The 12,712-nt window shown below is 39.3% G+C and carries 9 protein-coding genes; 6 read left to right on the top strand and 3 right to left on the bottom strand.

Annotated features, from left to right (window positions below; all coding sequences use genetic code 11):
- Position 1 precedes the first annotated feature (1 nt).
- Positions 2 to 3,763: an efflux RND transporter permease subunit gene (locus ABXZ32_RS00775; RefSeq protein ID WP_354616786.1), complete on the bottom strand. Its 3,762-nt coding sequence runs from the start codon at positions 3,761 to 3,763 to the stop codon at positions 2 to 4.
- 104 nt (positions 3,764 to 3,867) lie between these two features.
- Positions 3,868 to 4,284, bottom strand: a complete 417-nt coding sequence (locus ABXZ32_RS00780) for an HYC_CC_PP family protein (protein WP_354616787.1) — start codon at positions 4,282 to 4,284, stop codon at positions 3,868 to 3,870.
- 319 nt (positions 4,285 to 4,603) lie between these two features.
- Between ABXZ32_RS00780 and ABXZ32_RS00785 the strand changes: the two genes are divergently transcribed.
- From ABXZ32_RS00785 to ABXZ32_RS00805, 5 genes are all read left to right on the top strand, one after another.
- Positions 4,604 to 5,005, top strand: coding sequence for a response regulator (locus tag ABXZ32_RS00785; protein ID WP_354616788.1), 402 nt, complete (start codon positions 4,604 to 4,606; stop codon positions 5,003 to 5,005).
- 75 nt (positions 5,006 to 5,080) lie between these two features.
- The gene (locus ABXZ32_RS00790) at positions 5,081 to 5,623 is read left to right on the top strand and encodes a heme NO-binding domain-containing protein (protein ID WP_354616789.1); all 543 of its coding nucleotides are present in this window, start codon (positions 5,081 to 5,083) and stop codon (positions 5,621 to 5,623) included.
- Positions 5,616 to 7,970, top strand: coding sequence for a PAS domain S-box protein (locus ABXZ32_RS00795; RefSeq protein ID WP_354616790.1), 2,355 nt, complete (start codon positions 5,616 to 5,618; stop codon positions 7,968 to 7,970). Before ABXZ32_RS00790 ends, ABXZ32_RS00795 begins: the two co-directional genes overlap by 8 nt.
- Position 7,971: 1 nt before the next feature.
- Positions 7,972 to 8,292: an Hpt domain-containing protein gene (locus ABXZ32_RS00800; protein WP_354616791.1), complete on the top strand. Its 321-nt coding sequence runs from the start codon at positions 7,972 to 7,974 to the stop codon at positions 8,290 to 8,292.
- Between the two features lie 2 nt (positions 8,293 to 8,294).
- Complete coding sequence (locus ABXZ32_RS00805) at positions 8,295 to 9,002, top strand: LytR/AlgR family response regulator transcription factor (RefSeq protein ID WP_354616792.1); 708 nt, start codon at positions 8,295 to 8,297, stop codon at positions 9,000 to 9,002.
- A gap of 40 nt (positions 9,003 to 9,042) precedes the next feature.
- Here ABXZ32_RS00805 and ABXZ32_RS00810 read toward each other — a convergent pair whose 3' ends face one another.
- Complete coding sequence (locus ABXZ32_RS00810; RefSeq protein ID WP_354616793.1) at positions 9,043 to 11,109, bottom strand: tetratricopeptide repeat protein; 2,067 nt, start codon at positions 11,107 to 11,109, stop codon at positions 9,043 to 9,045.
- Positions 11,110 to 11,324: 215 nt separating this feature from the next.
- Here ABXZ32_RS00810 and ABXZ32_RS00815 point away from each other — a divergent pair, with 215 nt between their 5' ends.
- A complete protein-coding gene (locus tag ABXZ32_RS00815) occupies positions 11,325 to 12,560 on the top strand; it encodes an oligosaccharide flippase family protein (protein WP_354616794.1) in 1,236 nt (411 codons plus the stop codon).
- The last annotated feature ends 152 nt before the right edge of the window (positions 12,561 to 12,712 follow it).

Below are 12,712 nucleotides of genomic sequence, written 5' to 3' on the forward strand. Positions count from 1 at the left end.
CCTATATTATGGTTTTGTTTTGTAGCAATTTTGCTTGTTTTCCATTTGAAATTTCATGACGCCAGCTGTATAATACGGGAACAATGAAATAAGAGGTGATATCGATGATCATTCCCCCGAAAATAGGAATTGCCATGGGAATCATGATATCACTTCCCTTGCCCGTGGAAGTCAATACCGGTAAAAGAGCCAAGATGGTGGTCACAGTAGTCATTAAACACGGGCGAATGCGTTTTTGTGCTGCTTCCATGGTGGCAGATCTTATTTCCTTGATAGTAGAAGGCTTCTCCTTATCGAAGGTTTGGGTTAAATACGTCGCCATCACCACCCCGTCATCTGTAGCTATTCCGAAAAGGGCAATAAATCCTACCCAAACAGCTACACTAAGATTAATGACTTTCATATTGAACAGTTCCCGCAGGTTCTCTCCGAAAAAATTAAAGTTGAAAAACCAATCCTGGCCATATAACCATATCATGATAAATCCGCCAGCAAAAGCAACAGTGATTCCTGTAAAGACCATTAGAGAGGTCATGACCGATCGGAACTGGAAGTATAGAATTAGAAAAATAATCAGTAACGCCAAAGGCACTACTACAGACAACGTCTTTTCTGCCCTAAGCTGGTTTTCATAAGTGCCTGTAAACCTATAGCTGATACCTTTTGGCACTATTAGTTCTCCTGCGGCTATCTTTTGCTCAATAAAGGCTTGGGCATTCTCAACAACATTGACCTCAGCAAAGCCATCCAATTTATCGAAAAGCACATAGCCCACAAGAAAGGTATCCTCACTTTTAATGACTTGAGGTCCTTTTTCATAACGTATGGTTACCAATTCGCTCAAAGGAACCGAGGCCCCGTTCGCAACGGGAACGTAGATATTTTTGATGTCCTCGGGATTTTCACGTAATTCCCTAGGGTAACGCACCCGCACCCCATATCGTTCCCTGCCTTCCACAGTTTGTGTCAGGGTCATCCCTCCAACGGCGACTTCCAATACGCGTTGTACATCCTCGATCAAGATGCCATATCGTGCCAACTGTTCTCGGTTGATATCAATCAGCAAATAGGGTTTTCCCACGATTCTATCGGCAAAAACTGCTTCGTCTTTTACCCCTTCCGTCTCTTTTAGAATGGATTCCAATTGTAATCCAAAAGATTCGATCTGTTTTAAATCCTGTCCCTTTACTTTTATGCCCATAGGGGCACGCATCCCTGTTTGCAGCATCACCAAACGAGTTTCAATAGGCTGTAATTTGGGTGCGGATGTAACTCCAGGAAGTCTGGTTACCCTTACAATTTCATTCCATATATCATCAGGAGATTGAATTTCAGGTCGCCAATTTCTGTAGTATTCTCCGGACGAATCAGGAATTAGGTTTTCTGAAGTCACCTCATAAAATGCTACAGCACCCGAGGTGTTGGTGTTTTCATTTCTTTCCTTTTCCAAATTTGGATTAACCACATACCCTCCATTTTTGGTTAGGAATCGATCATCATTGTCAACTTTAAAGCGTTGCCGTTCCCTATTCTTGTTCAAGAGATATTCCGGTTTATACTGAATGATATTTTCATACATGGATAAGGGAGCTGGATCCAGGGCTGACTCGGTCCTTCCTGCTTTGCCCACAACTGTTTCCACCTCTGGAATACTGGCTACTGCCATATCCAATTGTTGTAATACGCGTTTATTTTCGGCAACTCCGGAATGGGGAAGTGATGTTGGCATTAAAAGGAACGTGCCTTCATTTAGGGCAGGCATAAATTCCTTTCCGGTATTTCTCATGACCCAGATCCCAAAAACCAAAACCGTGGCAGGAATCAATAAAAAGAGCAATCTGTTTTGCAAGGCCCATGCAAGGATTCTTGAATAATACTTTTGGAAAACATAAAATATGCCCAACAGACCAAAACATATTAAGCTTACAAAAAGCAGGTTCATGAATACACCTCTATCAAAACCAAGAGGTCGCCAATAAACGGACAAGAGCATGATAATTGCAATTACAGAGATAGAAATATTGACAAGATTGGCTTTTTTATCATTGAGATAACCCCTTAATTTTAAAATACCAACAATTCCAAAAGCTATCAATAGGGTACCTAACCAATACCCCATAATAATGGCGCTAAGGCCAACCAACATTAGAACTATATTGATGATATATCTAAAATTTATCTTATAGTTTCTCTTTCTAAACAGATACGCTGCAAAGGGAGGTATTAAAAACAAGGCAATGATAATGGAAGCCGTAAGTGCCATGGTTTTGGTAAACGCCAAGGGCCTAAAAAGTTTGCCTTCTGCCCCTATCATGGTGAATACCGGAAGGAAACTGATAATAGTTGTCAACACCGCTGTGAGGATAGCTCCTGAAACCTCAGCAGTTGCATTATATACGATGGCATCCATAGATAGTTTCCCCTCGTCTTCATCAATATGGCGAATAATATTTTCTGCCAGGATTACTCCCACATCTACCATGGTTCCTATCGCAATGGCTATCCCAGATAGCGCTACTATGTTGGCATCCACTCCAAAAAGTTTCATGGATATGAACACCATCAATACGGCAACGGGCAGCAAGCCAGAAATAAGTATGGAAGCCCGAAGATTAAAAACCATAACAATAATTACCAATATGGTGATCAATATTTCCAAGGTCAAGGCTTCGTTCAGGGTTCCCAAGGTCTCTTGGATCAATTCTGAACGGTCATAAAATGGAACAATGGTCAATTGGGAAGTACGCCCATCGCTCAATTGCTTTGAGGGCAGACCTGCACTAAGTTCTTTGATCTTATCCTTAACATTATTGATGACCTCCATGGGATTTGCCCCATATCTGGCCACTACCACCCCACCGGCAACTTCGGCCCCTTCTTTATCCAGTATGCCTCTACGAACGGCCGGACCTAAAGAAACATTGGCAATATCCTTGATTCTTATGGATGCATAATCCGTTGAACTGACCACAGCATTCTTGATGTCGTCCAAGGATTTTATATAGCCCAAGCCCCTTACCAAGTATTCTGCCTGGTTAATCTCCAAAGTTTGGGCCCCAATATCACGGTTGCTCTGTTTAACGGCTTTGACCACTTCCTGAAGACCAATGTTGTATTGCTTCATCAGTTCAGGTTTCACGTCAATTTGATATTCTTGCACATAACCACCAATAGAAGCTACTTCAGAAACCCCACTTGCCGATGAAAGGGCAAATTTTACATAGTAATCCTGAACGCTTCGCAATTCCTGAAGGTCCCATCCTCCGGTGACCGCCCCATTTTCATCCCTTCCCTCGAGGGTGTACCAAAAAATTTGTCCCAGTCCAGTGGCATCAGGTCCTAAAGATGGATTTACTCCTTCCGGAAGCAGGTTATTGGGGAGGGAATTTAATTTTTCAAGGATACGGCTACGGCTCCAATAGAACTCTATATCTTCCTCAAAGATGATATAGATGCTCGAAAATCCGAACATGGAAGAACTTCTTATGGTCTTTACCCCAGGTATCCCCAATAAAGAGGATGTTAAGGGATAGGTAATCTGATTCTCAATGTCCTGGGGGGACCGTCCTTCCCATTTTGTGAAAACAATTTGTTGGTTTTCACCAATATCTGGGATGGCATCCACGGCGATCGGATCATTGGGCCAAAAGCCTAAATTCCAATTAAAAGGAGCGTTCATTGTTCCCCATCCCACAAAAAGGATGAGCAGCATAACGGCTACTAGCTTATTATCGATAAAATATTTGATGCTTTTGTTTAGCATAGGAATTTGATATAAAAATTTAGAGTTCTGAATGCCAGAGGATGACATTGGACGATTGACCCAATAACAGCATCTGCCGTTGGGCTATTCTTCTAAATTATTAATCAAATAAGGAATTGTTGCTCAAGGATAATGACATCCTGGACCAATAAGGGAGGTGGGTATTCTTTAAATGGGACCACGTATTTATCCAGTCCTTCAAATAAATCAATATAGGATGACAGGAAGGAAGCGATAAAATATTGATGTTCAAAAGAAATCTTTTCAAATGATATTTTTAAATCATCCTGACCTAGTTGCACGATATTGACATCACTACAACAATCCATGTCCATGTTCATCTGCTCCCCCATGGCATCGGCCATCATGGCACTCATAACGCAAGTTTCTGCCTTTTTAAATACGCTGAAATCTACCAAATGTTTACCACAGAAATGCATGTCCACCGTAAAAGAAATAGTGGAGAACAGCACCAAAAATGCCATTGCAAATGCTACTATGTGACGAATTATATCTTTCATCAGATGTACAAAACTACGAAATTTTAACATTTATTGTCCTAGTTAACAAAAGATTAAATGCCTATATCCTCATAACTGTAAAAATATTCAGACCAGCTTTCTAATGTAGATAAAATAATCCAACCTCTTTTTCCATGGTATAGGTTTGGTGTCCAAGTACATAATTCTCCATTTATAAATATCACGAACATCTATCATTCCAATCCATTCACTTACCATACTATAGTTACCATTCATCTACACCAAACTTCCATTCACCTACACTTGGCTCCTATTTAAATCGTTATATTGGATATTGAGAAGTTAAAACATCACAAATATGAATATTCTTTTCATTGAAGATGACACTATTGAAACCATGAAACTGCACAGAACAGTTTCCAAGCTTCAATTTAAGCATCAGATCACGGAAGCCAAAAATGGAGAAGAGGCATTGCGAATCTTACGATCGGGAAGTAAATTACCAGATATTATTCTTTTGGACCTTAATATGCCCAGAATGAGCGGCTTGGAATTTTTGAAAATTCTAAAAGATGATGAATCCTTCAAATACTTGCCAACCATTATTCTTACAACATCTGAGAACAGGGCCGATCTGTTGGAGTGTTATCGGATCGGGATTGCCGGTTATGTTATCAAGCCCCTGAAATACGAAGATTATGAGCATCGTTTGAAGCAGGTATTTCAATATTGGGAAATCAATGAACTAGTAAAAGCCTAACAGAAATAGCTGTTTCACAACAATATTTTCTTTTAAGATGTCCAAATTCCTATCTTCCAAATTCAAATTTAATTCATGAAAGGAATAGTTTTTACAGAGTTCTTAGAAATGGTGGAATCCAATTTCGGTTTAGAGGTAGTGGATGACATCATTGAAAGTTCCGATTTACCATCCGAAGGAATATATACTTCTGTTGGAACATATGAATTTAATGAAATGGTTAGTTTGATCACCCAACTGAGCGAGAGAATTTCAGTACCCGCCGGCGATCTTATTTATACGTTTGGACTATTTCTTTTTGACAGCTTAGGTAGAGCACATCCTGAAGTTATCCAAAATTACAATTCTCCTATTGGTCTTTTATATTCCATTGAGGACCATATCCACGTTCATGTAAAAAAATTGTACCCCGACGCAGAACTTCCCACTTTTAAAATTTTAGAGAAGACAGATACCTCAATTTCCATGATCTATTCGTCCTCAAGGGGCCTTTATAGATTGGCACATGGGCTAATGGAAAAATGCTTTATCCATTTTAATAGCACGGCGGTCATTGTTTACGAACTGTTAAATAAAAATGGGACGGAGGTAAAATTTGATATCACCCAAAATGGATAGCAAGGAGGTCACTTTATTAAAAAAGGCATTGGACCGTCAGAAAAAGGCGCGGATCCAAGCCGAAAAAATATTAGAGGCCAAATCCAAAGAGCTTTATGATACCAGCCAACATTTAAAGGAAGCCAATAACACCCTGGAAAATCTTTTGAGTGAAAAATCTTCCGAATTGGATGGTGTCTTCATCAATATCATTGATCCATACGTGATGATGGATCTTGAGTTCAATGTTATCAACATGAACAGTTCTGCCAAGGAGTTCTTGGGTTACGACCCTGCTGCGGAACAAGTAAACCTAGGAGATTTAGTGCATCCAGATTTTGCCCAATATACTTATGAATCCTTCCAATCCCTTTTAAAGGTTGGGCATTTAAAAAATTACCGAGCCAAGATCATTGTAAAGGACGGAACAGAAAAGTTCGTTCAGATCAATAGCAGTCTAATTTATGACAAGCATCGTAAGCCAATTGCAGCCCAAGGAATTTTGAGGGATATTACCCAGGAAACGGAAATTAAGCAATTGCTGGCCCAACAAAAAAAACAACTCGATATTATTGTTGAGAACTCCCCTTTGGGTATTGTCCTTACGGTTCATGATAAAATTATTAAGGCAAATGCCACCTTTTCCAATCTCCTCGGTTATTCCGAAAAGGAGTTAAAGGAACTCACTGTGAAAGATATTTCCGCTCCAGAAGACATGGCATTATCCAATAAGTTGATTTCCAAAATGAGTAATGGCAAATTGGATAAATTTTCAATGGTCAAAAAATACTTCAAAAAGGACGGCTCCTTTATATTGGCAAAAACAACGGTGAGTGCAGTTAAAGATAAGGACGGGAAGATAGGTTACCAAGTTGCCCTAGTAGAGGATATCACAAGGGAAATGGAAGCCGAAGCACAGTTAAAGGCTTCAGAGGAACGATTGTCTACCCTCATCCTTAACCTACAGACTGGGGTTCTATTGGAAGATGAAAATAGAAAGATATCCCTGACCAACCAGATGTTTTGCGACCTGTTTCAAATTCCGGCTTCCCCAGAACAATTGAAAGGGCTGGATTGTTCCAAGGCAGCTGAGGAAAACGCCAAATATTTTAAAAATCAAAAAGACTTTATAACCCGAATCGACCAATTGTTGGAAGAGAAAAAGGTGGTCCTTTCCGATGTTCTGGAAATGAAGGATGGCCGAATTCTTGAACGTGATTATATCCCAATTTTCAGTAATGGAGAATATAAGGGCCACTTATGGACCTACCAGGATGTAACTATCCGAAGGAATTATAAAAAGAATTTAGAAATACAAAAGGAAAAGTACAGTAGCATCATCGCCAATATGAATCTTGGGATGATAGAAGTAGACAATAATGATGTCATCCAAATGGTCAATCAAAGTTTTTGCAATATGTGCGGCTTTGCGGAAAAAGAACTTTTGGGCCAAAAGGCAATTGATATACTCCGCGTTAAAGACTCCTCAATTATTGAGGAAAAGGGTCACAAGAGGCTTAAAGGCCAATCGGACTCCTATGAAATAGAGGTTACCCATAAAGACGGTTCCCCAAGATATTGGTTGATCAGCGGTGCCCCTAGGCATGACGATGTAAAAAACGTGGTGGGGTCCATTGGCATCCATTTGGATATTACCCACCAAAAACAATTACAGTTGCAAAAAGAGAAGCTTTTAAGGGAACTGGAAACCAGTAACCAAGGGCTTCAAGAATACGCCCATATTGTTTCCCATGATCTAAAATCGCCCTTACGCAGTATTAGCGCTTTGGCCACATGGATGAATGAGGATTACAAGGACGTTTTGGATGATAATGGCATCTATAACTTGCAAATGATGCAGGAAAAAATAGAGTCCATGGACAAACTTATCGACGGTATTTTAAAATACTCCAGTATAACGGGGGACCATCTTGAAAGTGAACCCACAGATTTAAATGTTGTGGTCAATGAAATAAGGGAGGTCATATTTATTCCAGAGCATGTACATGTGGTGATCATGAATACCTTGCCCACCATAAATGTTGATCGAACAAAAATACATCAGCTCTTCCAAAATTTAATAGGAAATTCGGTCGTCCATATCGAAGCCGAAGAAGGACTGGTAGAGATCAGTTCTAAAGAAACATCTTCACATTGGCAATTTAGTATTAAGGACAATGGCGTGGGCATCCCTAGGGAATACCATGAAAAAATATTCAAAATTTTCCAGTCCGTAGGTGAAGGTGAGCGTTCTACTGGGATAGGCCTTTCCATTGTTAAGAAGATTGTTGACCTTTATGAAGGAGAAATATGGTTGGAAAGCGAAGTAGGCAAGGGATCTACCTTTCACTTTACAATAAAAAGATAATATGGAGGAGCAACCTAATTTACTGTATATAAAAAAACTAGCAGGGGAAGATAAAGCCTTTGAGGAAAAGTTCATTGCAATAATTAAGGAAGAATTTCCGTTGGAACAAAAGGAGTACCTGAGTTTTGTTGAAAATAAACGATATAAGGAAACCTCGAAAATTGTACATAAACTGAAACATAAACTAAATATCCTAGGTCTGGAAAAATCCTATAGACTAGCGGTGCAGTACGAAGATGACCTGTATAATGCCAACACCAAGCTTGAAAAAGAATTTAAAATCATCTTGAAGAACATAGAAGATTTCATTAAAACTATCTAACCATGAATTGTATTATTGTAGATGATGAGGCAACTGCAAGACTAATAGTAAACCAGCTTTGCGCGTCTATTCCTGATTTGGATGTAATCGATGAATTTTCAAGTGCTATTGATGCCATTAAGTTTTTGAACCAGCAAACCGTGGATGTTATCTTTTTGGATATACATATGCCCGGCTTTACAGGTTTTGATTTTGTGCAAACCTTAAAAAATTCTCCTAAAATAGTGCTGACAACCTCGGATACCAACTTCGCCATAGCGGCCTATGAATATGAGGCCATAGTGGATTACCTTGTAAAACCTATCACCCAGGAACGTTTTGAAAAGTCGATCCAAAAAGTAAAAAATTCCTTAGCGCAGCAGCCCAGAATAGCTTCCAACAAACCAAATTCCCTTGTAGGGGACGAATTGTATATCAACATAGACAGGAGACTGATAAAGCTAAAATTTGATGAAATTTTATTGATCGAAGCAAAAGGCGACTATATTGATGTCAAGACCGAAAAGGAACTTCATCGCGTGCATAATACGTTAAAGAAAATTAAGGAGAAATTACCGGAAGAACTGTTCCTGCAGATCCATAGATCCTACATCATCAACTTCACTAAAATTATTGACATAGAAGACAATAGTGTTTTGATTGATAAAAATGTGGTCCCTATTAGTCGATCCAATAGACCGGAATTAATGCGAAGATTGAATCTATTATAATCTTTTAGGGATTCCTGTGTCAAGTAGCTTATCCACTCTCCTACTCCACAATCTTCTTAAAGAAAAGTGGCTTTTTGGTGATCAACCATTTTAGTTTTAGACCTATTTCCGTAAACTCAAAGCCCGCAGCCGTGGCTGAGGCAATATTGCTATATTTAGCATATACGTTGGTACTCAATCGTTTGGAAAACTGATGGTCCAGACTTGTCTCGGCCCTAAATATGGTGCTTTGGGTATTATCCTCCACTTTTTGAAATCCTGAAGCCGCACTGACCATATAGTTGGTCTTTTCAGCAATTTTGCCACGCAAATCTGCAAATACTTCCACGGCCTGATACTTTTCTGGGCTAAAATAAATGGTAGGCACTTGATCTTTAAAAGTGATATACTGATAGTTTAATCCCATTTTTAGTGCCGGTTTACGCAACACATTATAATACAAAGAGGTAAACAATAGGTTTCTGGTGTTATCATCCGTTTGCTGGGTATGCATCAATTGTGTGTACCAACCCAAATTGATATTGGTCCCAAGGTTATAGGTTAGCCCTAAATGGTTCATCACAATTTCCCTCTCAATTAAATCGGCATTAAAATTTTGCACCTCACGCTGGTAGCCCAGTTCTAAATTTTGAAGTTTAAAAGGTTGTAATAGTAGTTTTAGATCCAAAACAGGTTGCGTATACGCCTGTTCCATAAAACGGGAATTATTGAGGCCTAAAATTGTCTTTACATTAACCTTCGGAAACAGTTTATATTGAAATCCGGTCAAAAGCACATGGGAATTAGCCTTATTAAGTGTCAACGTATTCTCGGTACTGCGATATTGGTAAGAAACGGTGGTATTAAATTTTGTAGAAAATGGAAGTTGAACGTTGGTATTACTTGAAAAGGCAATGTTCTTGCCATTATCAAATGTATAGGCAAAGTGTTCTTCAATAGTAGGAGTATGTTGGATGTTCAGTTTTTCAATAAAACTCAGGGCATCTTTTTGGTCTTCATAAATGTCAAGAGTTTTATGGGCCGCTCTATACGCCGGCAATATTTTGTCACTTGCAAAAAGAGCATTTGCCTTCCCCAGATTCCCATCAAAGGAGGTGCTGTCATTTTCCAATATGGTATTATAATTGGCAAGGCTACTTTTAAAATCACCGGTATACATACCCAATGTTGATTTCAGGGCCAATATCCAATTGGGTTGTCCGTAGTGCTGCTCTAGACTATCTATCTCCTTTTTGGCCTTCTGGAATTTTCTGTTCCAGATCAATGCTTGTATGTTCCTTTCCAATGTGCGTTCGGTCAATATGGAATCTTGTAGGCTTATTACCTGTTCCATAGCCTTATAGCTTACTTGTAGGGCTTTCTTCTCATTTTCTCCGATGTGTTCTGCCAAAGCAATACCGTTTAAGGCAACAACCGAGTCTTTGGGGTTAGTTGCATAACGACCATAAATTGTTTTGGCCTCGTCCACCTCTTTGGAAATCAAATACAGATTGGCAAGATTTAGAAGGGCATCCTTATCTTCGGGAAAATCTAAAAATATATCTTCCAGGAATTCCCTGCCCTGATTATAATCCTGACGGTTAACAAAGACATTGGCATAGCCCAACTTTATATATTTTCTAGAAATTTTGGCACTTGCATTTTCGGGTTCCAAGGCAATGGCCTTATTGATCCATTTTAAGGCTGATTCAAATTCCTTTAAATTACTGAGTGTATTGGCATATCCCAAAATCGCACCAAAATTATTCGGATATTCAGCTACCAATTTTTGATAAAGCGGTTTAGCTGCTTGGTACTGCTTACCCCAAAGTAGGGATTCATTATAATTGATCTGTACTTCAAAATCTTTAGGGTACTCTTTTAAAAGTGACGCAAAAAGCGCCGTAGCCTTTTGGGGTTCACCACTTAGTCCAACGGCACGCCCGAAACAAATATTGGCCGTTTTATCGTGCGGATGATCCACTAAGTAAGATTTGAAAAAAGATTCCGCTTCTTCGAACCGTCCCATCTCTAAATGTTCAAACCCTTCTTTCATGGGCTCTTGGGACATGAGCGGTACACAAATGAAAAGTAGTAAGAATGAAAAAAATAGTTTGGTAAGTTTCATAGGTTAAGTCAAGGTTACTACCATATAAACAAAACGAATTCATTCCGCTTTTATTAGTATGATTTTGGTTTTATAAAGGTAAACCAGTATGTCCCAAACTGGAAGTGCGATACTGTCCATTCACCTACAGCAAAGTGCCATTGACCTATGTCGGTCTATTATAGAGAGTCAAACTGAGGATATTTGAACTATTAAACCGAATAAAAAAGATAACCATGACCGCCATTAGACTTGTACTTAAAAAAGTTTCCCCAGAACAATTATTTATGGGCAGTGTGCTTCTTGTCAACGGGGGCAACTACATTTACAATTTAATATTGGGACGTTTACTTGGGCCCGAATCATTTGCTGAGGCTGCCCTATTGGTAACCTTATTACTGATTCTTTCTTTTTTGGGCATGACATTTCAATTGGCGACCGCCAAATTTGCCGTTATATTCTCAGGTGAAGAGTGGTCGAACTTTCGAAACTTGATGTATAGACTCGCCATAATATTTGGATTGGTGACCGGGGTATTGATGATTTTCTTTTCTAAAGACCTACAGTCGTTCTTTAATACCGATAACGCTGCGATGTTCATCATTTTTGGCATTGGCATCCCCCTTTACTTTTTTATGAGCGTCAATAGGGGAACATTTCAGGGCAATCAGGATTTCCGTAAGTTGTCCCTCACCTACCAAACCGAAATGTGGAGCCGATTGTTGCTTACTCTGGGTCTTCTCCTGTTTGTGCCTTGGCAGCCAGCATTTATCGTGGCCCTAGGAATTGCACTTTCTTTCTTGTTTGGATTGATACCTTCAAATTTTAAAGTAATCTCATTCACCAAAATAACTGCATTACAACCAAAGAATGCAAAGAGGGTATCCAATTTTATTCTATTGACGGCTTGTTATGAGTTTACGCAGATCATTATCAATAATAGTGATGTACTCCTGGTAAAGCATTATTTCAATGAATTGGATGCAGGACTATATGCCTCTCTGGCACTTATTGGCCGAGTAGTATACTTCGTGGCCTGGATGTTCGTGATGTTGTTGTTACCAACCGTGGTTCAAAAACAAAAAGACGGGGAACCAACTGCGCCCATTCTATTTAAATATGTGGGTTATATAAGTCTCTTATCTGTATGTATTGTAATGGCCTGTTACCTATTTCCCGAATTGATCATATCGCTTATGTTCGGAGAGGCATATATCTCCATGGCCGGTTTGTTATGGCAGTATGCCTTTGCCACCTCCCTCTTTGCCATCTCCAATATTTTCGCATATTACTTTTTATCCTTGGATCATTATATCCCGGTAATATTGTCTGGTTTATTGGGACTTTCACAAATTATTTTAGTGGTGTTTTTTCACACCAGTCTGGAAATGGTAGTACAGGTACAGATTATTGCCATGGTGGCTTTATTGGTGGCACAACTACTATATTTTACACAGAATAAACTGATCTAATAATCCTACTTATGCTTAGGTCATGTATTGTTAAGCCTGGAACTATCCCCCGAGTTTCGGGCTTTTTAATGTCGTTATGAACCATACATCTTTTTGTCAATTTCCTTTATCGAAACCCCATTCCCATTCGTCTACAGTAACCTGCCAACCGT

Origin of the sequence: Sediminicola luteus (assembly GCF_040566555.1) — a bacterium.
Lineage (GTDB): Bacteria > Bacteroidota > Bacteroidia > Flavobacteriales > Flavobacteriaceae > Sediminicola.